Genomic DNA, 23,373 nt, shown 5'->3' with positions numbered 1-23,373 from the left:
CCTATCTCGAAGGTGGGCAACGTATATCACTGGGCGGTGAGTTGCCGTTGAACACCGGCGGAGGCCAACTCTCGGGCGGCCGACTGCACGGATACGGCCTCATCCACGAAGCGGTCACCCAACTTCGGGGACAAGCCACCGGTCGACAGGTGGCCGATGCCGAAGTCGCGTTGGTGTCCAACGGTGGCGGTCCGATCGCAGGAGCCATGACGCTCACCCGAGAACGTCCCTGACCCCTGGTGCATGGCCGCGGTCGACGTCGGTCTGGCGGACCCAGGGCCGCCGACTCGAAGCCATACCCGAGTTGGCGACCAACCCTCTGCACGGTGCGTCGTCGGCCTTAGTGGTCACACCCCCATCTCGACGGCGTCCCCGCCGCGCGGCATCAACGCATTCCACAACGGGCTGGGGTTGCCGGTGTTCGCGGCCCGGAATTCCTCCCAGTACCAGGACGAACCGAGCAGTTGGCGGGCGCGTGGAATCGCGACCGCATCGGGCCCCGAGTAGTAGCGGGCCTGACCGTCCTTGCCGTCGGTGACCGCTTCGAAGATCACGTCGGAGGTGACCTCCGGTGCGGAACCGGACGTGTTGGCGGCGAAGAAGGAGGCCATGGCCTCCCGATAGTCCTCGGGCACGTCGGCCGCGGAGTCGATCTTGGTGAAGATGCGGGTGCTGTGCTGGCCGGGGAAGATCGCCTTCGCGCTGACCCCGAAGCTCGACATCTCGACGTTGAGTCCTTCGGTGAACGCGGCAACCGCAGCCTTGGAGGCCGCGTAGACGGCCGTGTACGGAAAGCCCTGATCGGCGCTGATCGACGAAAGGTTGACGATTACTCCGGAGCGCTGCTGACGAAAGGTCGGCAGGAACGCCTTGGTCAAGGCGATCAGGCCGAAGACGTTGGTCTGAAACTGGTCGTGGACCTGCTGCATCGTGCTCGCTTCAACCGGACCCATCTGGTAATAGCCGGCGTTGTTGACCAGCGCGTCGGCCGGACCGAACTGGTCGAGTGCGGTAGCAGCGAACGCGGTGTCGGCGTCCTCGTCGTTGACGTCGAGCAGCAATGTACGTACCTGCTTGAGGTCCGAGTGCACCTCGAGATCGGCCTCCTTGCGGACCGTGGCGACCACGTTCCAGCCCTCGGCAGCGAAGCGCTGCACACTCGAACGGCCGAACCCGGACGCAGTACCCGTGATTACCACAGTCTTTCCCATGGCGGCTCTCCTTGATGTTGTAAGTATCTGCTTACGGTGAAAGATACATGCCTCACCGGAGGGTTTGCAAGTGGTTACTTACGCCGTACGATGCGCATGTGGCTCGATCCGACGACACCAAGAAACGCCTGCTCGACGCCGCAGGCGTCGAATTCGCCCGGCATGGAATCGCGGGCGCGCGGACGGCTCGCATCGCCGCCGAGGCTGGGGTCAACGAAGCTCTGTTGTTCCGTTACTTCGGCAGCAAACAGGAGCTCTTTGAACAGGTCTACGACTCGAGGGTCGTTCAAACCGTCAACGACGCACCCATGGACGCATCGCGCCTTCCTGAGTACGCCGGCGCATTGTTCGACTATTACCGCGACCACGAACAAGTACTCCGGCTGGCGGTCTGGATGGCCCTAGAGCGGCCTCACGCCCCCATTACCGCAGCCGTCCGCAACGCCAACGACTTCAAGGTGGCTGCGATCCGCCATGCACAGCAGGCCGGGATCATCGCCGCCCAGATCGCTCCGGGCGAGCTCCTGGCGTTGGTGATCCAGCTATCACTCAGCGGCGCTTCGGTATCACCGGCAACGGACCCTGCCTTCGATGCCGTCGAGCGTCGCGCCAGCGTCGTCACGGCGGTCCGTCTCCTGGTCACAGACCGGTAATCGACGCGCCTCAGATCCGGGACGCGGCTCTGGAACATTTCGCGAAAACCACGGCACTGACTTTCGCTCCCGATACACACAACGCAACCGTCTCGCACCCCGCGACGTGAGGAAGACCCGCAATCCAGTCGATCGCTGTCGACCTCATCACCGATCAACTGCACGCAGGCGACGCGCTACCTACAGCAAACTACATAGGTGTCAGATGGTACGGGGCCAGGTGCGCAGAACGTCTGCTCGCTGAGAACATGACAAACAGTTTGAGAATCGACAACGACGCTAGCGTCGAGCGCTCTGCTGTTGCTAGTAACAACAAAAAGGCGTAGGGATGTCGAGCTGCGGCGAGCTTAACAAGCTGAAAGCTCTTGTTTAACAACGCAATTTACCGCCTCGTGAGGGTTCCTGACCAGCTCTGCGTCGCTCAAACCGCTGGGGGTCAAGCGTTGCTGTTATGTCGAGATGCATTTGAAGATTGGGGACTGACGCTGTGAACGGTGTCGCTGCAGCGCTGCCGGGGTCAGCCGGACCGGCTGCGGTACCAGGTCGGCTTGCCGGCGGTCAACGCGACGCTGTGGACCATTGGCATCGCCGTGCATGCCGAACCGTGCCGCTCGACCCGTGTATACGGATGGGAGGTAGTGCGGACCAAGCGCTGCGGCACCAAGGTGCTTCTCGTGGACTTGGTGTTTATGGCAGCCCAGGGCCTCGTCAACAAAGCAATGCCTAGACCGAGCGGACAGAGTCGACGCCGGGCGCAACTAAAACGGGTCGGGGGCAACAAATTGTTGAGCGAGATCGCTGGTGACGTTCACCGGGTGCCAAAAACCTTCTGCAACGTCTCGGGATTCCACTGAAGGTACTCGACTTCCACGCCGTCGGGGTGACGAGCATAGAAAAAACGCCCAGTGGTGCTGGTCTCCTCGTCGCGCGAGATGGACGCGCCGGCAGCGAGTACCAGGGCCTGCGTGGCATCCAGGTCATCGACCACAACCGGCCCAACGGTACCCGTATAGGGCGCCAGTGCCTCAGCGCAGCCAGCGACGACGCAAAAGTCTCCAATGCCCGCGATCTCTAGATCCCCAAACGCAAAACGGTATTCAGCCTGACGGCCAACAATCGACTCTAAAGCCGGCAGCGCGGCGTCGACGTCGTGGGTAAACCAGCGGGCGTAAGTCTTAAGTATCATTCAGCGGCCACCTTTCACTTGGTCGGGTAGAGCGTTGTCCTCAGCTGCCTCAGCGACAATGACCACTAGAGTAGTACTACTAATAACTACGACCACACCTACCGCGCCATGTTGGCGAACCGCGACAGGTGCAATTGGTGAGCGACGGTCACCGTCTTGGTCGGGCCGTTGCGGTGCTTGGCCAAAATCAGGTCCGCTTCGCCGCCGCGCGGGTCGTCGCGTTCGAAGGCATCCGGCCGGTGTAGCAGGACCACCACGTCGGCGTCCTGCTCCAGGCTGCCCGACTCACGAAGGTCGGCCAACATCGGCTTCTTGTCGGTGCGCTGCTCGGGACCACGGTTGAGCTGGCTAATCGCGATGACCGGAACCTCGAGCTCCTTGGCTAAAAGCTTTAAGTGACGGGAAAACTCGGACACCTCGACCTGCCGCGACTCTGTCTTTTTCCCGGAGGTCATCAGCTGCAGGTAGTCGACGACGATAAGCCGCAGATCGGCCCGCTGTCGCAGCCGGCGCGCCTTGGCGCGGATCTCCATCATCGTCAGGTTCGGTGAGTCGTCGATATACAGTGGCGCCTCACTGATTTCACTCATCCGCCGTGCCAGCCGGGTCCAGTCGTCGTCACTCATCCGGCCGGAACGCATGTCGGCAAGCTTGATTTTCGCCTCGGCCGACAACAGGCGCATCACGATCTCTGACTTGCTCATCTCCAGCGAGAAGATGACGCTGGCCATCCGGTGCTTGATCGAGCAGGACCGCAAAAAGTCCAGACCCAGGGTCGACTTCCCCACGCCAGGCCTGGCCGCCACGATGATCATCTGACCCGGATGCAGGCCGTTGGTCACCTCGTCGAGCTCGGTGAACCCGGTGGGCACCCCGCGGGCAAGGCCGCCGTTGGAGGCGATCGCGTCGATCTCGTCCATCGTCGGCTGCAGCAAATCCTCCAACGGGACGAAGTCTTCGGAGAGCCGCCGATCGGTGACGTCGTAGATCTCGGCCTGCGCGCGGTCGACCACCTCGGCGACGTCGGCGCCCTCTGCACCCGCGTAGCCGTACTGGACCACCCGGGTGCCGGCTTCCACCAGCCGGCGCAGCAGCGCCTTCTCGGAGACGATGTCGGCGTAGTAGCCGGCGTTGGCCGCCGTCGGCACCATCGAGATCAGGGTGTGCAGGTACGGGGCGCCGCCGACCCGGCGCAACAGGCCGCGGCGGTCCAACTCGGCGGCGACCGTCACGGCGTCGGCCGGCTCCCCCCGCCCGTACAGGTCCAGGATGGCGTCGTAGACGTTCTGATGCGCCGGACGGTAGAAGTCGCCGGGCCGCAGCTTTTCCAGCACGTCGGCGATGGCGTCCTTGCTCAACAGCATTCCGCCCAGGACCGACTGCTCGGCCGCGAGGTCCTGTGGCGGCTGACGGCCGTAGTCCTCGCTGGGTACGTCTATGCCGGGGTGGCCGAGATCGTCGACGACTGCCACGGCTTCCCCACCTCCTTCGGCACGACGCTCGAACACATATTCGATATGATGACTTGACCCTAAGTTATGCCCCCGACATCCCTCATAGTCAAAGCACCGCCATCACCCCACAACCGGGTCGACGCTAAAGGTTGCTGGCAAGGACTCCAAACGGCGTTGTTCATAGACCTGTGCATCGTGTGTGCATATCCAGCAGTGCCTGTGTTGAGGGGGTGTGGAGAACTTGTGGAGCAATATGCGGCAGTGCGGCATCACTGCAGCTAAGCGCACCACACAGCTACACACTTTGTGTGGATGGGAATCTCTTCGGCGTGTCGGGTCGGGTTGCCACTTCGGGCGTGTTGCGTTTCAGGTAATGATTCGCGGCGTTAACGGACGGTTACGTTCGCTAATAGTCGTGCTTGCGGGCAAGTTCGCCAGCATCCGTAGCAACGCCAAAACCCCGGTCGCGGCCGGTTGGCCGCCACCGGGGTTAGGGTGTCGAACCTTAAGCCTCGGCAACGACGTCGAGTGCGACCTCGACGTCTACCTCTGGGTGCACATGCAGCGTGACCGGATGGTTGCCGACCGCCTTGATGTGGCCCTTGGGCAACCGAACGATGCGCTTGTCGAGGTTGGGTCCGCCGGCCTTTTTGATCGCGGTGACGATGTCACCCGGTGTCACCGACCCGAACAGCTTGCCCGCGTTGCCCGCGGTCTTCACCGGTAGCGCAACCGTGCCCAGCGCCTCGATCGCCGTCTTGATTTCGTTGGCGTGCTCCAAGTCTCGCACTTGCTTGGATTCACGGGCACGACGGATGTCCTCGACCTGCTTCTGCGAACCGCGCGACGCCACGATCGCCAGGCCACGCGGAAGCAGGAAGTTGCGGCCGTATCCGTCCTTGACCTCGACGGTGTCGCCGACGGACCCGAGGTGGTCGACGTCGGTGGTCAAAATGAGCTTCATCTTTTCGTCAATTCCGTTCTACGTTAAGCGGTTACCGCGACGCGGACGTGAACGGCAGCAACGCCACCTCGCGGGCGTTCTTGACCGCGATTGCGATATCACGCTGATGCTGCACGCAGTTGCCGGTGACGCGACGCGCGCGAATCTTGCCCCGCTCGCTGATGTAGGTGCGCAACAGCTGGGTGTCCTTGTAGTCGATGTCTTGGCCCTTTTTGGAGCAGAACACACACTTGCGCGTCTTGACCGGTTTCTCCGGCGCCGGCCGCCGCTTGTTGCTGGACTTGGCCATCTCTGTCTCTTTCGTTCTGTCGATCTAAAAGTTCGGAAGTTGGTGAGAAAAATTGGTTACAAACTAGAACGGTGGTTCGTCGTCGCCGCCGCCGAACGAACCGGAAGCCGGGGCGCTACCCCACGGGTCGTCGCCGCCGGTTCCGCCGCCGGTCTGGGCCGGCTGACGGGAGCCCCCGCCGCCGCCACCACCGAAGCCACCGCCCCCGCCGCCGCTGCGGCTGGCCTTGTTGACTTTGGCGGTCGCGTAGCGAAGTGATGGGCCGATCTCGTCGACCTCGACCTCGACCACGGTGCGCTTCTCACCCTCGCGGGTCTCGAACGAACGCTGCTTGAGCCGGCCCTGCACGATCACCCTGGAGCCGCGAGTGAGGCTTTCGGCCACGTTCTCGGCGGCCTCACGCCAGATGGCGCACCGCAAGAACAGCGCCTCGCCGTCCTTCCACTCGTTGGTCTGACGGTCGAACATGCGCGGCGTCGACGCGACCGTGAAGTTCGCGACGGCCGCCCCCGACGGCGTGAACCGCAGTTCGGGGTCAGCGGTCAGGTTTCCGATGACCGTGATGGTGGTGTCACCAGCCACAATAACCTCCTGGTCCTCGTGATCCTGCCGGGATTCGGCGGGTGGGTGGTCAAGCGCGTGCTGTCGCAGAGCCTACGCAACGGCTACGACGCGACGCGGTCATTCGCCAACAGGCGCAGGTCGGGCTTGGTCTGATGGACCGGCTCTCCCCCGCAAGCGGGTGGGGGTACCCCCACCTCATCGCGCTTCGCGCTCTGCATCGTCGTCGGGTCAGTGCTTGTCGGTGCGCATGACTTTGGTGCGCAACACCGACTCATTCAGGCTGAGCTGGCGGTCAAGCTCGGACACCGTCGCAGGCGCGGCCTGCAAGTCGATCACGGCGTAGATGCCCTCGGCATGCTTCGCGATTTCGTACGCGAGCCGCCGCTTACCCCAAATGTCGACCTTGTCCACCTTTCCGCCGTCCTTGCGGACGACGTTGAGAAAGGTCTCCAACGACGGGGCTACGGTGCGCTCGTCGAGGGTGGGGTCGAGGATGACCATGATTTCGTATGGACGCATGGGGACCTCATCACCTCCTATGGTCGTGTGCGGCCACGGTCTTTTCCGTGGCAGGAGGGTCGCCTGCGTCGGCAACCGCCCCAGGCTACCGGACGGGGGCCGAGCCTGCGAAATCCGCTTCGGCCGCGGCACTGGACACGGCCGGCTGTCGTAGCCGGGCCGGACGCAGCCACGGCGCCAGCCAGCGGGGTGGCGCGTCGCCGGCCCGGTCGAACACCCCACCCGCCGGATCGTCCACCCGTCCACTCCAGCGCACCAGATCCTCCTCGGGTCGGTAGATCTGTCGGACCACCAGTGCGCACAGGCCGAGCACCGCGACGTCACGCAGCAGCACCGTGGCGGTGAACCACTGCTCGGGTAACCCGCGATTGGGCACGCTGTAGAGGTAGTACATCCGCGGCACCCACACCAGCGCGTCGATCGTCATCCACGTCAACAGGATTCGGCGGTGCGGCAACGCCAGCACCGCCAGCGGCACCAGCCACAACGAGAACTGCGGACTCCACACTTTGTTGGTCAAGAGAAACGCCGCCACCACCAAGAACGCCAGCTGCGCAACGCGCGGTCGCTGCGGAGCCGTCAGTGCGACGTAACCGATTGCCGCACATGACACCACGAACAGCGCCAGTGCGACCGTGTTCAGGACTTGCGGCGGCTGCCAAAAACCCAGCTTCGGATCGAAGCCCTGCCAGCCGCTGAACGACTTGACGACGTTGAACAGCGAATCCATGTCATCGCCGCGGCGGGCGTTCAGCCGGAAGAACTCCGACCAACCCCGGGGAAAGAGCACCATCACCGGCAGGTTCACCGCCAGCCATGTCGCCACCGTCGCAGCTGCGGTGCGGGCCAGCTCACGAAGCCGCCCGGTGCGGATGCCCAGCACCAGCAGCGGGCCCAACAACAACACCGGATACAGCTTGGCCGCGACACCCAGCCCGAGCAGCGCCCCGGCCAGTACCGGTCGCCGTCGCGCCCACGCCAGCAGCCCGCCAAGTGCCAAAGCCGTTGCCAGCGCGTCGAAATTCGTGAACATCTGAAAGATCACCAACGGGGACGCGCCGACCAACGCCGCGTCCCACACCCGACGGCCCGCCAGCCCCGCGGTGGCCCACAACGTCGTCAGCCAAGCCAACGCCAGCCCGAGTGCGGTGACATCAAAAAAGATCACCACCTCGGCGATCACCGGTAACCCGATCAATTTGCTCACCGCGGTGTACGTCTTGGCCAGCGCCATCGAGATGTACTGATACACCCCGGTGAGCACCGGATACTCCATGTACCGCACCGCGGGCCGACCGTCATAGCGGGTCTGCGGCTTGCCGTCGGCGTCCTTCTCGACCCAGCTGGACTTGTACGGAAACTTGCCCTGGCTCAACAACTCCGCGCCGTATAGCGGCACGGTGTCGGAGTAGCACAGCTCGTAATACGAGCGCTGGTTCTGCCAGTTGGCGACCCGCTGGTCACCCGGCCCGGTCCCGCTGCTTTGCAAGCACGCCGCTTTCGTCGACCAACCCAGCGCCAAAAACACCAGCGCGATCAAAAACATCACTCGCAACGGGGTGAGGAAAGCGGTGCGCCCTATCATCGCGTGCCGGCCCACCGGGCCGCCGATGACGTCGGACAGCGCCGCTCCCAGAATGTCGGTGCGACTTGGGCAATCGCGATCGTCGGCGGAGCGCAAGTCGGCGGCCAAGGGCCGCGGCGAGACGCCTGCGCGGCCCGCCCCGGCGCCGGTCACGGCGGCGGGGATGCAGGCTCGGGTGCTCCCGGTGGCAGCGGCGCAGGTGCCGGCGCCGGCCCGACCGGGACGGTGGTGGGCGGACCGACCGGGATCGTGATGCCGGGTGCCACCTCGATCGTCGGCTGGATCACCGTCATCTGCGGCGGCGCAGGTGGCGGCGGCGGCGCGGCCGGCGCACCCGCGTAGCCACCGATCTCGGCCGGCTTGGGGAAGGACTCCGTCGTGGTGCCCTTGAGGGCACCGTCCATGGTTGCCTTCCAGATGTCCGACGGCAGGCCCGAACCGTAGATCGGCGACCCCCACTTGTTGACCAGCGGCTTGTCGCCGGTGACCGTTCCCACCCATACCGCGGTCGAGAGCGACGGGGTGTAGCCGACCATCCAGGCGTCTTTGTCGGCCTCGGTGTCGCCCAACTGCGTGGTGCCGGTCTTGGCTGCCGACTGCCGTCCGCCGGCCAACGTGTGGCCGCGCGAATACCCGGCGATCGGCTGCATCGCAGACGTGACGTTGTCGGCGACGTCCTTGGGGATCCGCTGTTCGCCGGAGTTGTCGGAGCCGGTGGCGTCGAAGAGCACCCGGCCCTCGGAGCTGACCACCTTCTGCACGAAATGCGGTCGGTGATAGACACCCGATGCGGCCAGCGTGGCGTATGCCGAGGCCATGTCGATCACCCGGGTCTGATACTGGCCCAACACGATTCCGTTGTTGGGCGGGCCGCCCTTGCCGTCTTCGGACAGCGTGTGCTCAACACCGGGGAAGCTGGTCGCAATGCCCGCCTGGTGTGCGGCGTCCGCGACGTCGTCCGCACCGTTTTTCAACTTGAGCATCAGCCGGTAGTAGGAGGTGTTCAGCGACTGCTTGAGCGCCTGGGCGATATTGCAGGTTCCGCAGCTCTCACCGTCGACGTTGGTGATCTTGATGCCGTTGACCGTCAGCGGTGAACTGTCCACCTGATAGCCCAGACCGATGCCCTGCTCCAAGGCGGCGATCAGCGCGAACACCTTGAACGACGACCCGGTCTGCAGCCCAGCTTGGGCGAAGTCGAAGCCGTGGGCATCATTTCCGCCGTAGTAGGCCTTCACCGCGCCGTTGTGCGGATCGATGGAGACCACCGCGGTGCGCATGTCGGGGGCCTGCCCGTCCATGTACTTCGACACCGCGTCCTGCGCGGCCTTCTGCGCTTGCGGATCGATGGTGGTGGTGACCTGCAGTCCCTGAGTGTTCAACGTCTGCTCGTCGATGTTGAACAGATCCATCAGCTCCCTGGTGACCTGCCGCTCGATCAACCCGTTGGGCCCGGTGGTCTGGTTTTGCGCGCGGGCCTGATCGGGCGGCACCGTCGGCGGAAACGCTTGGGCGGCCCTGTCCGTCGGCGACAGTGCGCGGTCGTCCACCATGCCGTCGAGCACCCAGTTCCACCGGACCTTGGCGCCCGGCAGATCCACCGCGGGGTCAAGCGTCGAGGGGCGCTGGATCAGTGCGGCCAGCAGTGCACCGTCGGCCACGGTGAGCTGATCGACGGGCTTGCCGAAGTAGGCCTTGGAGGCAGCCGATATGCCGTAGGCGCCCCGGCCGAAGTAAATGATGTTGAGGTAGGCCTGCAGCACATCGTCTTTGGACCATTCGCCCGACATCTTGGTGGCGATGACGAGTTCTTTGGCCTTGCGGATCAGGCCGCCGACTCCGGCGCGCTGTGATCCCACCAACGCGTTCTTCACGTACTGCTGGGTGATCGTCGACCCGCCCTGCGTGTCGCCACCGAAGATGTTGTTCTTAAACGCCCGCGCGAAGCCGGTGAACGAGAAGCCGGGGTTGGAGTAGAAGTTGCGGTCCTCGGCCGCGATCACCGCCTGCCGCACGTGCACCGGCACCTGGTTGATGCTGACGTCCTCGCGATTGCCTTCCGGTGGAACGATTTTGGCCAGCTCTGAGCCGTCACTGGCGAGGATCGTCGAGACCTGGTTGGTGCGGATGTCACCGGGCTTGGGAACGTCGACGATGAAATAGGCCATCGCGAAGGTGACGATCGGCAACAGCAGCAGCACCGCGGCGGCGACGTAAAGCCCGCGACGGACCCACGTCCAGCTGATGCCGTGCAGCCACGTCCAGTCGATCCGCTGGACCCAGCCCCAGTCCGGCAGTGGCAGCTTCCGCCGCGGTGGACCCGGCGGGCGGCCGCCGCCGCCCCCGCCGGGTGGCTGCCGATGACCCTGCGCCGACCGGCGTTCCAGTGCAGCCGTGGCCAACTCCAGCGGGTCGCGTCGCTCCGACGCGCTCGTCGGCGGCCGACCGTCCAATGCGGCCTTGACCGCTTCAATCGGATCCCGTAAAGGGTGCGGCGTGTCGTCCCTGACCGGAGGCAGGATCGTGGTCAACCGGTCGTCGGGGGGAACCGGGGAGCGCCGCCGGGGCGGTGAGTTCGGTCCCTGACCGCCTCCGTTTCCGGCGGAGGAGTGCTTGTGCCCACCGTCGGCCCCTGACCCGTTCGGGGTTTCAGCGGCCGAGTGGTCTTGCTGTCCTTCGTTATTCACTGGCCGTACGCGCGCCGTTGCGCGCCGTCCGTCTGCCCTTGGGAGGGCGGGCCGGGCGCGCTGCGCCGAGCACATACGACTTGACCAAGTGATTCCAACTACAGGTCCGGCATACCTCCACCACGTGTACGGAGAACTCGTCAAAGCGGGATGCCAGCAAGACCAATTCTTCGGCGGTGCGCGCCGAACCGGAAACGGGGCCCAGGTGGTCGCCGAATACCCACGACACCAGCGTGAGCTGCTCCTTGCGGCAGATCGGGCACATCACCTGGCTGAGCTTCCCGTGGAACTTCGCTGCGCGCAGCAAGTACGGGTTGGCGTCACACACTTCGGAGACTCCGGTCCGGCCCGAGTAGACCTCGGCCAGCAGTGAGCGCCGCCGAAGCGCGTAGTCGACTACCTGTCGCTGCAATCGCACGATGACCAGAGTACGTCCGAAGAACCGATGCCGAGAGATGGCCCGGCCACTCCGTGTGCCTTCCCGGCCTTGCCCGCGCGGGCCCCATCCGGGGTCAGATTCGGTACCGCCTCGCCTGGGCGCGCACGTATCTCAAAGGGCTGGGCCTCCTCACCAACAGCCGGGGCTTGGTCTGGACGGTGACCGAGGTTGGCCAGGCGCCTACTTCGAGGGACCAAGTGAGCAAGCTCCTTACGGCGTAGAACGCGGCCTACGCCAGGAACAAGGCAAGGAGAAAGGGCGGCGCGCCGTTTAGCTGTCGGAGAACTCACAGCTTGTGCTGGTAGCAAGGCAGTATGAAGAATGTCGCACGCTTTGCCGCAGCAACAGCCGTCACGGCCGCCGGTCTAGGCTTGGCCGGTCTAAGTGTGGCGACGGATGCTCAAGCTCAGCCAGGTCCGTTCCCCCAGTGGTGCCCAGGTGACTTTTGGGACCCGGGTTGGGGCGACAACTGGGACGGGGGACACTGCCACGACAACTTTCGGGGTGACCGCGGTGGGTTCGGTGACCGCGGCGGGTTCGACCATGGTGGTCCCGGTGACCACGGTGGGTTCGACCATGGTGGTCCCGGTGACCACGGTGGGTTCGGCGGGCCTGGTGACCACGGTGGTCCCGGTGACCACGGTGGCCCCGGCGGCCCCGGCGGCCATCGCTAAAACCACTGTCAGCGCAGGTGACGGTCGCGGCGGCCCCACGACCGGCGCTTCTGTGCGTCATGCCCCGGAACGAGCCCGTCTGGTCAGTGCACTGAGCGCGTGGTCGAGGACGTCAAAATTGAGGGCGTCGGTAACCGGGCTAAGAAGCACTGGCGTCTCCGACGTGCGAAAGAAACGCCGTCCGGACGGGTCCGGCCGGTCGGGTCACCTCGGCGCCGTCGCCCAGTAGACCCTGCCGGGCCAGGATCGGGCGAACCCCCTCCCCGAAGATGTAGGCCTCTTCGAGGTGCGGGTAGCCGGACAAGATGAAGTGGTCCAAACCCAGCTCGGCATACTGGGTGATCCGGTCGGCGACCTCCTCATGCGAACCGACCAGGGCGGTGCCCGCGCCGCCGCGGACCAAGCCGACGCCGGACCACAGGTTTGGGTAGATCTCCAGCCGTCGGGCGTCCACCCCTTGCGCGAAATCATCACCGCCGCCATGCAATTCACGCATTCGACGTTGCCCTTCGGACTCCGAGCGGGCGAGCGACTGTTGCGCCGCGGCCACGGTCTCCGGGTTCAGCGCGCTCAGCAGCCGCTGCGCCTCGGACCAGGCCTGCTCGCTGGTGTCGCGCGAGATGACGTGTAAGCGGATGCCGTAGCTGAGTTTCCGGCCCCGCGCCTTGGCCAGACCGCGGATCCAGGTGAGCTTCTCGCTGACCTGCGCGGGCGGCTCGCCCCAGGTCAAGTACGTGTCGGCGTACCTCGCCGCGACCTGGCCGGCCTCCGGCGAGGACCCGCCGAAAAAGACGGCAGGCAGCGGATCGGGCCGGCGCCCCAGCGATGCCTGCTCGACGCGCAGATGTTCGCCGGCCACGGTAACCGGATCGTCGGACGTCCACAGCGTGCGGACGATGTCGAGGAACTCGCCACATCGCGCGTAACGGTCCCGCTTCTCCAGGAAGTCGCCGAACGCCCGCTGCTCGATGCTTTCGCCGCCGGTGACCACGTTCAGCAACAACCTGCCCTGGGAGTGCCATTGATAGGTCGACGCCATCTGCGCTGCCAGCGTGGGACTGATCAGCCCTGGACGGAACGCCACCAGGTACTTCAGCGACTCGGTGCTGTTGATCAGCATGGCCGTGGTCAGCCAGGCGTCTTCGCACCACAACCCGGTGGGTGTGAGCACCGCCTCGAAGCCGTTGATCTCGGCGGCCTGGGCGAGCTGGATCAGGTATTTCAGATCGGCCGGCCGGTCGCCGCGCATATTGCTGCCGTGACCACCGGCGATGAGGTCGCGAGAATCTCCGTACGTGGGCAGGAACCAATGAAGATGTATCGACACGCTATTTGTTTATGCCTGCTGGCGACCGCCGCCAACAGGCTTGCAACCACGGTGATTACAACCCGCCGCAGACCATGGCACCGTCGAGCGAGTCACCCCTCCTGACGGCCCGGAAAAAGCGGCTGAACAGAGCGAGAACTTCAGCTGGAGTGGCGGCGAATATATCGAGTCGATACTATGACGCGAGACAGCTACCCGACATAAACTGTCGCACCGGACCGAGCAAAGGAGGTGACTCGATGCTGGAGCTCGCCATCCTGGGACTCTTGCTCGAGTCACCGATGCACGGCTACGAGCTGCGCAAACGGTTGACCGGTCTGCTCGGGGCGTTCCGGGCGTTTTCCTATGGTTCGCTCTACCCCGCGCTGCGACGGATGCAGGCGGACGGGCTGATCGCCGAGAACGCCGCCCCCGCCGGGACGCCTGTGCGGCGTGCCCGGCGCGTCTACGAATTGACCGATGACGGCCGCAAGCGCTTCACCGAGCTGGTGGCCGACACGGGTCCGGTTAACTACACCGACGACGGCTTCGGCGTGCACCTGGCATTTTTCAACCGCACGCCGGCCGCGGCGCGGATGCGCATCCTGGAAGGCCGTCGTCGCCAGGTCGAAGAACGCCGGGAAGGTCTGCGTGAAGCAGTGGCGCGGGCCAGTAACTCGTTAGACCGCTACACCCGCCAGTTACATCAACTCGGGTTGGAGTCCAGCGAGCGCGAAGTCAATTGGCTCAACGAGCTGATCGCGGCAGAACTATTAGCGCAACGCCGCGCTGAGCAGTCCTAGAGCCGGTAAACCACACCATCCACGACACAGATATGAGTTAAGGAGAACGCGGTATGAGTGAGCACAAGCCGCTAGGGGCGTCCGGGGCGCGGCCCGAGGTCCGGGTCGCTATTGTCGGCGTCGGCAACTGCGCGTCCTCGCTGGTCCAGGGCGTGCAGTATTACTACGACGCCGACGAGAACAGCACTGTGCCCGGCTTGATGCACGTGACGTTCGGCCAGTACCACGTTCGCGACGTCAAGTTCGTCGCGGCCTTCGACGTGGACGCCAAGAAGGTCGGATTCGACTTGTCCGAGGCGATTTTCGCGTCGGAGAACAACACCATCAAGATCGCCGACGTGCCCCCCACCAACGTGACGGTGCAACGCGGCCCGACTCTCGACGGCATCGGCAAGTACTACGCCGAGACCATCGAGATCTCTGATGCCGAGGCCGTCGACGTGGTCAAGGTGCTGCGCGACGCCCAGGCCGACGTGCTGGTCTCCTACCTGCCGGTGGGCTCCGAAGAAGCCGACAAGTTCTACGCCCAGTGCGCGATCGACGCCGGCGTTGCGTTCGTCAACGCGCTGCCGGTGTTCATCGCGTCCGACCCGGTGTGGGCCAAGAAGTTCACCGACGCCGGCGTGCCGATCGTCGGCGACGACATCAAGAGCCAGGTCGGTGCCACGATCACGCACCGCGTGATGGCCAAGCTGTTCGAGGACCGCGGCGTGCAACTCGACCGCACCATGCAGCTCAACGTCGGCGGCAACATGGACTTCCTGAACATGCTCGAGCGTGAGCGGCTGGAGTCGAAAAAGATCTCCAAGACGCAGGCCGTCACATCGAATCTGCAGCGGGAGTTCAAGACCAAAGACGTCCACATCGGCCCGTCCGACCACGTCGGCTGGCTCGACGACCGTAAGTGGGCTTACGTCCGGCTGGAGGGCCGTGCCTTCGGCGACGTGCCGCTGAACCTGGAGTACAAGCTCGAGGTGTGGGACTCGCCGAACTCAGCCGGCGTGATCATCGACGCGGTGCGGGCGGCCAAGATCGCCAAGGACCGCGGCATCGGTGGACCGGTGATCCCGGCATCGGCTTACCTGATGAAGAGCCCGCCGCAGCAGCTGCCCGACGACGTTGCGCGCACCCAGCTCGAAGAGTTCATCATCGGCGCCGACTAGCGTCTCTCGACAACCGGCCCGCTACCGAGGTGGCGGGCCGGTTTGCGTTGCGGATAAACGCCCTCAGAAATGTGGGGTTCGTCTGCCCGCTGATAGGCGTCGGTGAAGCCGTGGACGTTCAGCACGTCCTTGCCAGGGGATGACTTGTGCCTCGATCCGGCAGAGAGAGCAGACGCTGGACCTGCTGTTCCGATCGATCCGGGCCGCAATCCACATCGGTAAGTCTAGACTTACCATCCGTGGTCACTTACGAAGCCGCTGACGCTTGGGCGGCTCTCGCCGACGGAACCCGACGCGCCATTTTCAAGCGCCTGGCCGCTGGGCCGATGGCGGTTGGCGCGCTTGCCCATGGCCTGCCCGTTAGCAGGCCAGCCGTGTCGCAGCATCTCAAAGTGCTCAAACGCGCCGGGCTGGTTGCAGATCGCGCAGTCGGCACGCGGCGCATCTATCGGGTGAACCCGGAGGGCGTTGAGGCGCTGCGGTCGGAGCTAGACGTGTTCTGGGGCAAGGCTCTGGACGCATACAGATTGATCGCCGATGAGGAAGGGGAAGGCAAATGACGTCACCAGCGGTCGAGCCGATACGGAAAAGTGTCGTCGTTAACACTGGCGTGGAGCGTGCATTCGCATTGTTCACAGACAGATTCGACGCGATCAAGCCGCGCGAACACAATCTGCTGGCGGTCCCGATTGCCGAAACAGTCTTTGAGCCGAAGGTGGGCGGACACATCTATGACGTCGGGACCGACGGCAGTCGGTGCGAATGGTCTCGCGTCCTCGTCTTCGATCCGCCGCACCGCGTTGTCTTCTCATGGGACATCGGACCGACCTGGCAACTGGAAGCCGACCCTAGCAAGACGAGCGAAGTCGAGGTGCGTTTCATCGCCGAGTCCGGTGATCGCACTCGGGTGGAGTTGGAGCATCGACACATTGATCGCCACGGCCTTGGCTGGCGAGCCGTCGCCGACGGAGTTGACGGCGACGCGGGTTGGCCTTTATACCTGCGCCGCTACGTCGAGATGACGACGGACGTGTCACGATGAGCGCGGGCGAGAAGTCCCTCATGGACTTGGCGGTTGAAGAGCGCACCGACCTGGCCGCGTTCCTTGAAACGCTGAGACCGCAGGAGTGGCATGCGCCGAGCCTGTGCAAAGGATGGACGGTGAAAGACGTCGTTGCCCACATGGTCAGCTACGAAGATTTGACCCTTTTCGGCTTGATGAAGCGTTTCGCGAAGGGGCGGGTTGTGCATGCTAACGAGGTTGGTGTCGAGGAGTTCGCGCCAATGTCTCCTCAGGAGTTGATGGAGTTCCTCGGCAGGCATCTCCGTCCACAAGGACTTACCGCTGGTTTTGGCGGGATGATTGGGCTCATCGATGGAACTGTCCACCACCAGGACATCCGCCGCGCGCTCGGTCATCCGCGAACCGTGCCAGTTGAACGTCTCGAACGGATTCTGCCGCTGGTGCCCGCAAACCCCCGGCTAGGCGCAGGGCGTCGCATCCGAGGATTGCGATTAAAAGCGACCGACCTTCGCTGGCAGCACGGCGAGGGCCCCGAAGTCAGCGGCACAGGAGAAGCACTGCTAATGGCGATGACAGGCCGACTTGAAGCCGTCAAGGAACTCAACGGGCCGGGGCGAGCCACGATGATGGAGCGTGTCACCACTTAGGCGGCCATTTGGTGGTTAGTCACCATCGCCTTGTTCGGCCAGCACCCGTCTCTGAGTATGGTGTCCTATACTCAGATCGTGGCGTCGACGACACCATCTTCGGCGCGTTCGACGGCGACAGTCTTGGTGGTGTCCGTCGCGGCCTTTCTCGCCAGCCTGGATTTGTTCATCGTCAACATCGCCTTCCCGGAGATCCGCGTGGCCTTCGGCAACCCCGATCTCGGCGCGATGTCGTGGATTCTCAATGGCTACACCATCGTGTTCGCCGCCTTTCTCAACCCCGCCGGCCGGCTCGGAGACCGCTATGGGCATCGCCGCGTCTTCCTGTGCGGTCTGGTCGTGTTCACCGTGGGGTCGGCCGCCTGCGGGTTGTCGGGGTCGTTCGTCATGTTGGTCGCCGCCCGGGTCGTTCAGGCCCTCGGCGCGGCGATGCTGATGCCCAGTTCGCTCGCGTTGCTGATGGCCGCCGTTCCCGCGTCGCGGCGCGCCGCGGCGGTCAGCAAGTGGTCGGCGATGAGTGGGATGGCCGCGGCGCTGGGGCCACCAGTCGGCGGCATGCTGGTCGAATTGTCTTGGCGGTGGATCTTTTTCGTCAACATTCCACTGGTATTGGCAGCGCTGGTCACCGGCCCGTGGGTCCTCTCCGATACGAAGGCGACCGGGACGGGGATTCCCGATCTGCTGGGTGCGGTGAGCGTGGTGCTTGGCATCGGGTCGTTGGTGTGGGCGCTGATCGAATTGCCGGCGGGCGGTCGCACCGCCACCGCGCTCGTTGCCGCCACCGTCGGCGCGGCATGCGCGATGGCCCTAGCGGTGTGGCGTTCGCTGCGCCATCCTTCGCCCGCAATCGATCTCGCCGCGGTACGGGTCGTACCGATGTGGTCGAGTTGCCTGGCCCTGCTGCTGTTTGCCGCGGCATTCGGCGCAATGCTACTGAGCAGCGTGATGTTCCTGACCACCGTGTGGCACGAGACGCCGCTCGTCGCCGGCTTGTGTCTGTCCCCGGGTCCGGTGGTCGTGGTCGTGGTGTCGCTGACGCTGGCCGCTCGGCTGATCGGCAAAATCGGCGTCGGCGCGGTGGCCGCGACGGGCGCCGCCCTGTATCTCGTCGGGATCGTCATCTGGCTGTGCCGGGTAAGCGACCACCCCGACTATCTGCTCGACTTCCTTCCCGGTCAGCTCTTCACCGGAGCCGGAGTGGGGTTGGTGATGCCCAGCCTTTCTGCGGTGTCGGGCTTGTCGCTGCCGTCTCACCGCTGGGGCGCCGGATCCGCGCTGACAAACACCGCCCGGCAACTAGGCACCGTCTTGGGCACCGCGGTCTTGACCATGATCTACCAGCCGGGAATCGACCTGACCACCGTTAGGCACGGCTGGGAATTCATCGCCGCAGCCGCAAGCACATCGGCGTTGATCGCTGCGGGATTAGGCGCTTGGTGGCGAAGCGGTGACGCAGACCAACCCGTGCGGGTCGACGACGCCGTCGTAGTGTCAGAGCCGTGACCGACACTTCCGACGACGAACTGGTTGGACTATCCGAGTTCGCGTTGTTGCCCGAGAACGCAGAGCAGGCCGGCGTCGAAGGACCCTTGCCTCACGTGCGGCGGATCGATACCGGCGCCGTCAGCGCGCTGCAATGGGGTGACTCCTCACCACGGGTCATCTTCTTGCACGGCGGCGGGCAGAACGCGCACACCTGGGACACCGTGATCCTGGGTCTAGGGCAGCCGGCTTTGGCGGTGGACCTGCCCGGCCACGGGCATTCGGCGTGGCGGGAGGACGGCGACTATTCGCCGCAGCACAACGCCGCAGCACTGGCACCGGTGCTGAATGAGCTCGCGCCGGACGCCGACCTCGTCGTCGGGATGTCGCTGGGCGGGCTGACCGCGATCGGGTTGGGCGCGGTCGCGCCGCACCTGGTGCGCGAGCTCGTCCTCGTCGACGTCACCCCGTCAGCGTTGCGCCGGCACGCCGAGATGACCGCCGAACAGCAAGGCACGGTGGCGCTGATGCACGGTGACCGGGAGTTCCCCAGCTTTGCGGCGATGCTCGAGTTGACTACCGCCGCGGCGCCGCACCGCGACCCGAAATCGTTGCGCCGCGGCGTATTCCACAACTCCCACCGGCTCGACGACGGCCGCTGGACCTGGCGTTACGACACCATCCGAGAATTCCCCGACTTTGACGGCCTGTGGGACGGCGTCGCCGGGTTGTCCGCGCCGATCAGGCTGGTACGCGGCGGCAAATCGGGCTTCGTCTCCGACGACGACGCCGACGAACTCGGGCGACGCGCGCAGGCGTTTCGCGGTGTGCAGGTCGTCGAGAATTCCGGGCATTCGGTGCAAAGCGACCAACCCCGCGCCCTGATCGACATCCTGCGCGGAGTCCTCGACGGCGGCTGAGTCTCAGCGCCTAGTTTGGTGGTATGAGTTCACCTGGCGTGCGTATCGGTGTACAGCTTCAGCCCCAACATGCCCCGCATTACCAGAACATCCGTGACGCGGTCCGTCGCTGCGAGGACATCGGCGTCGACATCGCGTTCAACTGGGATCACTTCTTTCCGCTCTACGGTGATCCGGACGGCGCCCACTTCGAATGCTGGACAATGCTTGCCGCCTGGGCCGAGCAGACGTCGCGCATCGAGATCGGCGCCCTGGTCAGCTGCAACTCCTACCGCAATCCCGAACTGCTCGCCGACATGGCCCGCACCGTCGACCACATTTCCGACGGGCGTCTGGTGTTGGGCATCGGCTCGGGCTGGAAACGCAAGGACTACGACCAGTACGGCTACGAGTTCGGAACCGCGGGAAGCCGGCTCGATGATCTGGGCGCGGCGCTGCGGCGGATCAAGTCCCGCCTGGCGAAGCTCAATCCGGCGCCCACCCGCGACATCCCAGTCCTGATCGGCGGCGGGGGTGAGAAGAAGACCTTGCGACTGGTCGCCGAGCATGCCGACATCTGGCACAGCTTCGCCACCGTCGACTCCTATCCCGCCAAGTCGGCTGTCCTGGCCGACCACTGCACCGCCGTCGGGCGTGATCCGGCCGGCATCGCACGATCGGCGGCGGTGGGCGGCGGAACCGGAACCGCGGGTGCCGACGCGTTGATCGCCGAGGCCGAGGCGCTGGCCGATCTCGGGGTAAGCCTGCTGACCATCGGCGCCTCCGGCCCGGACTACGACCTGGCCGGCGCCGAGACGTTGTGTCGCTGGCGTGATCGCCGTTAGAAACGCCCAGCATGCCTAAGACATACGGGGCGAAGGAGAAGGACCAGGTCGTCGCCCACATTCTCAACCAGGTGCTGATCGGCAAGCTGCGCACGGGTGACCGGGTCGACCGCAACGAGATCGCCAGGGAGCTGGGCATCAGCCGCGTTCCCATCCAAGAAGCCATCGTTCAGCTGGAACACGACGGGGTGCTCTCCACCCGGTATCACCGGGGCGCGTTCGTCGAGCGCTTCGACGAAGACACCATCCTCGAGCACCACGAGCTGCACGGCGTGCTCAACGGCATGGCCTCGGCGCGCGCCGCCGCCAATCCCACCCCGCGCATCCTGGACCAGCTCGACTCCACCATGCGGACGCTGCGCAGCGCGAAGGAACCGCGGCTATTCCAGCCGGCCACATGGGAATACCGGCGCACCATCAACGACCAATACGCAGGGCCGCGACTGCACGCCGCCATTCGGGCCTCGCGGAGCCTGATTCCGCGGGCGTTCTTGGTGAGCTACCCGAACATCGTCGGCGAGATGCTGCCGTTCTACGAAGACGAGACCGCGGCGATCCGGCACCGCGACCCCGCCGCCGCCCGGGCCGCGTGCAGCGCCTGCGCGGAGCTGATGGCCAAAGTCATGATCGCCGAACTCGTGCGGCGCCGAGTGTTGGCCCCCGCAGGAAAGCCCACGAAGTCCGCGTTCGCCTTCTAACCGGGTCGGCCGATATCTTGCGCTCATGGACGTCAACGTTGGCCGTGTCGGTTCAAAGCTGTTCGCGATGTTCACGGTGGTCCTGCTGACCTATTGTCTAGCTCCGATGGCGCCGGCGGCGGCCGACAACCTGTGCAAGCCGTCGGGCAAAGAGGGCGCGATCGCCCTGCCGGACAAGCTGGTCACCGCCAGCCCGCCGGAGGAACGCGACTACACGACTGCCAACGTCGAGCCGTTGAGTTCGGTGAACGTCGACGCGCTGGGCTTGCGCACGCCGCGGACCCTGACCGTCGGGACCCAGCCGGGAGGTCCCCCGACCAGCTGCCTGAACACCACGGGGCGTTACACCGGTTATGACAACGAGCTGCTGCGCGCGATCGCCGCGAAGCTGGGGCTGAACGTGGTCTTCGCCGGCACCGAATTCGCCGGCCTGCTCGCCCAAGTGGCGACGGGACGCTTCGACGTCGCCTCGTCGTCGATCGTCGCCACCGAAGCACGCCGCCGCACAGTCGGATTTACCAACGGCTACGACTTCGGTTACCTGTCGTTGATCGTGCCGTCCCGCTCGTCGCTCGACAGCTTCGACAAACTGGGTGCGGGGCAGCGGATAGGCGTCATTCAGGGCACCGTCGAAGAGGCCTACGTCGTCGACACCGTGCATGTGCAGCCGGTGAAATTCCCCGACTTCACCACCCTGTACACGTGCCTGAAGAACCATCAGATCGACGCGTGGGTGGCGCCGGCAGTGGAGGCGGCAAAAGTGATGCGGCACGGCGATACCGCCATCGTTGCCGCCTACACGTTTAGTCCGGGCAGTTTCGTAGCGTTCCCGGTGGCCAAAGACAACCAGCCGCTGATCGATGCGCTGAACGCCGGCTTGGACGCCGTCATCGCCGACGGCACCTGGTCGCAGCTGTATACCGACTGGGTTCCCCGGCCCTTGCCGCCGGGCTGGAAGCCGGGATCGAAATCGGCACCGACGCCGCACCTGCCGGACTTCGCGGCGATCGCCAAACACAATCACCGCGAGGAGGCGGCTGCGGCCGCGCAGCCGAAATCCACGCTGGCCCAGCTGCGGGACCAATTCTTCGACTGGGATCTGTACAAGCAGGCCATCCCGGCGATGGTGACGACGGGCCTACCCAACACGCTGATCTTGACGGTCAGCTCCAGTGTGATCGGCCTGGTGGTCGGTATGGGCCTCGCGGTGGCGGGTGTCTCGCGGACCCGCTGGCTGCGCTGGCCGGCGCGGGTCTACACCGACATCTTCCGCGGCCTGCCCGAGGTGGTGATCATCTTGCTGATCGGGCTCGGAATCGGGCCGATCGTGGGCGGACTGACGAACAACAACCCGTATCCGCTGGGCATCGCCGCCCTGGGCCTGACGGCCGCCGCGTATGTGGGCGAGATCTTCCGATCCGGCATCCAGAGCGTCGAACCCGGGCAGCTGGACGCCTCCCGCGCACTCGGGCTGAGCTACGACACCGCGATGCGCATGGTGGTGATCCCGCAGGGCATCCGCCGGGTACTGCCCGCGCTCGTCAACCAGTTCATCGCGTTGCTGAAAGCCTCCGCGCTGGTGTACTTCCTCGGGCTGATCGCCGGCCAACGCGAACTGTTCCAGGTCGGCCGCGACCTCAACGCGCAGACCGGCAGCCTCTCGCCGCTGGTCGCGGCCGGGGTGTTCTACCTGATATTGACCATCCCGCTGACCCACCTGGTCAACCTCGTCGACAACCGGCTTCGGCACGGCCGGGCCGCCGCCGGCGAACCGGAAGATCCGCTGGCATTGGCAAGTAGTCAGGAGATGCTATGACCGAGTCAGTGTCGTTGGCGGGCAATGGGATTCACTTATCCTTCGGCCGCAATAAAGTGCTGCGCGGTGTAGACATCAGCGCTCCCGCCGGCAACACGGTGGCGGTGATCGGCCCGTCGGGCTCCGGAAAGTCGACCCTGCTGCGCGCGCTAAATCGATTGCACGAACCCGACGACGGCGACATCTTGCTCGACGGTCAGTCGGTTTTGAAGGACGATCCCAATATGGTTCGGCAGCGGATTGGCATGGTGTTTCAACATTTTAACCTTTTCCCGCACCTGAGCGTCCTGGACAACGTCATGCTGGCGCCGCGCAAACTCAAACGACTCTCCGGCGACGCGGCTCGCGAGTTGGGGCTGGCGCAACTTGACCGCGTCGGCATGAAGCACAAGGCCGATTGCCGCCCCGGTGCCGTGTCGGGCGGCCAACAGCAAAGGGTGGCGATCGCCCGGGCGCTGGCGATGG

At 65.0% G+C, this 23,373-nt stretch carries 25 protein-coding genes and 1 pseudogene; 14 read left to right on the top strand and 12 right to left on the bottom strand.

The window, feature by feature from the left end; all coding sequences use genetic code 11:
- Nucleotides 1-233 (top strand): thiolase C-terminal domain-containing protein (locus VNW74_RS15990; RefSeq protein ID WP_414686696.1); only part of this gene is annotated, 233 nt, incomplete at its 5' end.
- Between the two features lie 114 nt (nucleotides 234-347).
- Here the strand turns inward: VNW74_RS15990 and VNW74_RS15985 are convergent.
- Nucleotides 348-1,211 (bottom strand): SDR family NAD(P)-dependent oxidoreductase, encoded by an 864-nt coding sequence (locus VNW74_RS15985; RefSeq protein WP_325678459.1) that lies wholly within the window; start codon nucleotides 1,209-1,211, stop codon nucleotides 348-350.
- 98 nt (nucleotides 1,212-1,309) lie between these two features.
- Here VNW74_RS15985 and VNW74_RS15980 point away from each other — a divergent pair, with 98 nt between their 5' ends.
- The gene (locus tag VNW74_RS15980; protein WP_325678458.1) at nucleotides 1,310-1,864 is read left to right on the top strand and encodes a TetR/AcrR family transcriptional regulator; all 555 of its coding nucleotides are present in this window, start codon (nucleotides 1,310-1,312) and stop codon (nucleotides 1,862-1,864) included.
- Between the two features lie 808 nt (nucleotides 1,865-2,672).
- Here VNW74_RS15980 and VNW74_RS15975 read toward each other — a convergent pair.
- The 9 genes from VNW74_RS15975 to VNW74_RS15935 form a co-directional block, all read right to left on the bottom strand.
- Nucleotides 2,673-3,050 carry a VOC family protein gene (locus tag VNW74_RS15975; protein WP_325678457.1) on the bottom strand — a complete coding sequence of 126 codons (378 nt, stop codon included), beginning with the start codon at nucleotides 3,048-3,050 and terminating at the stop codon, nucleotides 2,673-2,675.
- Between the two features lie 98 nt (nucleotides 3,051-3,148).
- Nucleotides 3,149-4,522 carry a replicative DNA helicase gene (gene dnaB, locus VNW74_RS15970; protein WP_325678456.1) on the bottom strand — a complete coding sequence of 458 codons (1,374 nt, stop codon included), beginning with the start codon at nucleotides 4,520-4,522 and terminating at the stop codon, nucleotides 3,149-3,151.
- 487 nt (nucleotides 4,523-5,009) lie between these two features.
- Nucleotides 5,010-5,468: a 50S ribosomal protein L9 gene (rplI, locus tag VNW74_RS15965; RefSeq protein WP_325678455.1), complete on the bottom strand. Its 459-nt coding sequence runs from the start codon at nucleotides 5,466-5,468 to the stop codon at nucleotides 5,010-5,012.
- A 31-nt stretch (nucleotides 5,469-5,499) separates the two neighbouring features.
- Nucleotides 5,500-5,757 (bottom strand): 30S ribosomal protein S18, encoded by a 258-nt coding sequence (gene rpsR, locus VNW74_RS15960; RefSeq protein ID WP_325678454.1) that lies wholly within the window; start codon nucleotides 5,755-5,757, stop codon nucleotides 5,500-5,502.
- Nucleotides 5,758-5,820: 63 nt separating this feature from the next.
- Nucleotides 5,821-6,339, bottom strand: a complete 519-nt coding sequence (locus VNW74_RS15955) for a single-stranded DNA-binding protein (protein WP_325678453.1) — start codon at nucleotides 6,337-6,339, stop codon at nucleotides 5,821-5,823.
- Nucleotides 6,340-6,549: 210 nt separating this feature from the next.
- The gene (gene rpsF, locus VNW74_RS15950; protein WP_325678452.1) at nucleotides 6,550-6,840 is read right to left on the bottom strand and encodes a 30S ribosomal protein S6; all 291 of its coding nucleotides are present in this window, start codon (nucleotides 6,838-6,840) and stop codon (nucleotides 6,550-6,552) included.
- A gap of 85 nt (nucleotides 6,841-6,925) precedes the next feature.
- Nucleotides 6,926-8,578, bottom strand: coding sequence for a glycosyltransferase family 87 protein (locus VNW74_RS15945; RefSeq protein ID WP_325678451.1), 1,653 nt, complete (start codon nucleotides 8,576-8,578; stop codon nucleotides 6,926-6,928).
- Complete coding sequence (locus tag VNW74_RS15940) at nucleotides 8,575-11,112, bottom strand: transglycosylase domain-containing protein (RefSeq protein WP_414686695.1); 2,538 nt, start codon at nucleotides 11,110-11,112, stop codon at nucleotides 8,575-8,577. Before VNW74_RS15940 ends, VNW74_RS15945 begins: the two co-directional genes overlap by 4 nt.
- Nucleotides 11,105-11,530, bottom strand: coding sequence for a DUF5318 domain-containing protein (locus tag VNW74_RS15935; protein ID WP_325678450.1), 426 nt, complete (start codon nucleotides 11,528-11,530; stop codon nucleotides 11,105-11,107). The genes VNW74_RS15940 and VNW74_RS15935 overlap by 8 nt, the downstream gene beginning before the upstream one ends.
- A gap of 95 nt (nucleotides 11,531-11,625) precedes the next feature.
- Here VNW74_RS15935 and VNW74_RS15930 point away from each other — a divergent pair.
- Nucleotides 11,626-11,727, top strand: a pseudogene (locus VNW74_RS15930) (winged helix-turn-helix domain-containing protein); the annotation flags it as partial.
- Between the two features lie 204 nt (nucleotides 11,728-11,931).
- On the opposite strand, the gene VNW74_RS15925 reads toward VNW74_RS15930, so the two are convergent.
- Together VNW74_RS15925 and VNW74_RS15920 are read right to left on the bottom strand one after the other, a co-directional pair.
- Entirely contained in the window at nucleotides 11,932-12,219 is a 288-nt protein-coding gene (locus VNW74_RS15925; RefSeq protein ID WP_325678449.1) for a hypothetical protein, read from the bottom strand.
- Nucleotides 12,220-12,364: 145 nt separating this feature from the next.
- On the bottom strand, nucleotides 12,365-13,552 hold the full coding sequence (locus tag VNW74_RS15920) for an LLM class flavin-dependent oxidoreductase (protein ID WP_325678448.1): 1,188 nt from the start codon (nucleotides 13,550-13,552) through the stop codon (nucleotides 12,365-12,367).
- Nucleotides 13,553-13,791: 239 nt separating this feature from the next.
- Between VNW74_RS15920 and VNW74_RS15915 the strand changes: the two genes are divergently transcribed.
- From VNW74_RS15915 to VNW74_RS15865, 11 genes are all read left to right on the top strand, one after another.
- Complete coding sequence (locus VNW74_RS15915) at nucleotides 13,792-14,334, top strand: PadR family transcriptional regulator (protein ID WP_325678447.1); 543 nt, start codon at nucleotides 13,792-13,794, stop codon at nucleotides 14,332-14,334.
- A gap of 53 nt (nucleotides 14,335-14,387) precedes the next feature.
- Entirely contained in the window at nucleotides 14,388-15,497 is a 1,110-nt protein-coding gene (locus tag VNW74_RS15910; RefSeq protein ID WP_325678446.1) for an inositol-3-phosphate synthase, read from the top strand.
- A gap of 239 nt (nucleotides 15,498-15,736) precedes the next feature.
- Nucleotides 15,737-16,057, top strand: coding sequence for a metalloregulator ArsR/SmtB family transcription factor (locus VNW74_RS15905; protein WP_325678445.1), 321 nt, complete (start codon nucleotides 15,737-15,739; stop codon nucleotides 16,055-16,057).
- Nucleotides 16,054-16,539: an SRPBCC family protein gene (locus VNW74_RS15900; RefSeq protein WP_325678444.1), complete on the top strand. Its 486-nt coding sequence runs from the start codon at nucleotides 16,054-16,056 to the stop codon at nucleotides 16,537-16,539. The genes VNW74_RS15905 and VNW74_RS15900 overlap by 4 nt, the downstream gene beginning before the upstream one ends.
- Nucleotides 16,536-17,168: a maleylpyruvate isomerase family mycothiol-dependent enzyme gene (locus VNW74_RS15895; RefSeq protein WP_325678443.1), complete on the top strand. Its 633-nt coding sequence runs from the start codon at nucleotides 16,536-16,538 to the stop codon at nucleotides 17,166-17,168. The genes VNW74_RS15900 and VNW74_RS15895 overlap by 4 nt, the downstream gene beginning before the upstream one ends.
- A gap of 78 nt (nucleotides 17,169-17,246) precedes the next feature.
- On the top strand, nucleotides 17,247-18,671 hold the full coding sequence (locus VNW74_RS15890; RefSeq protein WP_325678442.1) for an MFS transporter: 1,425 nt from the start codon (nucleotides 17,247-17,249) through the stop codon (nucleotides 18,669-18,671).
- Complete coding sequence (locus VNW74_RS15885; protein ID WP_325678441.1) at nucleotides 18,668-19,570, top strand: alpha/beta hydrolase; 903 nt, start codon at nucleotides 18,668-18,670, stop codon at nucleotides 19,568-19,570. Before VNW74_RS15890 ends, VNW74_RS15885 begins: the two co-directional genes overlap by 4 nt.
- Nucleotides 19,571-19,593: 23 nt before the next feature.
- On the top strand, nucleotides 19,594-20,394 hold the full coding sequence (locus VNW74_RS15880; RefSeq protein WP_325678440.1) for an LLM class F420-dependent oxidoreductase: 801 nt from the start codon (nucleotides 19,594-19,596) through the stop codon (nucleotides 20,392-20,394).
- A gap of 11 nt (nucleotides 20,395-20,405) precedes the next feature.
- Nucleotides 20,406-21,092, top strand: a complete 687-nt coding sequence (locus tag VNW74_RS15875) for a GntR family transcriptional regulator (protein WP_325678439.1) — start codon at nucleotides 20,406-20,408, stop codon at nucleotides 21,090-21,092.
- 25 nt (nucleotides 21,093-21,117) lie between these two features.
- Nucleotides 21,118-22,908, top strand: a complete 1,791-nt coding sequence (locus VNW74_RS15870) for an ABC transporter substrate-binding protein/permease (protein WP_325678438.1) — start codon at nucleotides 21,118-21,120, stop codon at nucleotides 22,906-22,908.
- Nucleotides 22,905-23,373 (top strand): amino acid ABC transporter ATP-binding protein (locus VNW74_RS15865; protein ID WP_325678437.1); only part of this gene is annotated, 469 nt, incomplete at its 3' end. The genes VNW74_RS15870 and VNW74_RS15865, both read left to right, overlap by 4 nt.

The sequence above is a fragment of the Mycobacterium sp. genome (assembly GCF_035570115.1).
Taxonomy (GTDB): Bacteria; Actinomycetota; Actinomycetes; order Mycobacteriales; family Mycobacteriaceae; genus Mycobacterium.
The sequence above is the reverse complement of the archived record's forward strand: the minus strand, read 5'-3'. Positions and strand labels throughout refer to the sequence as shown.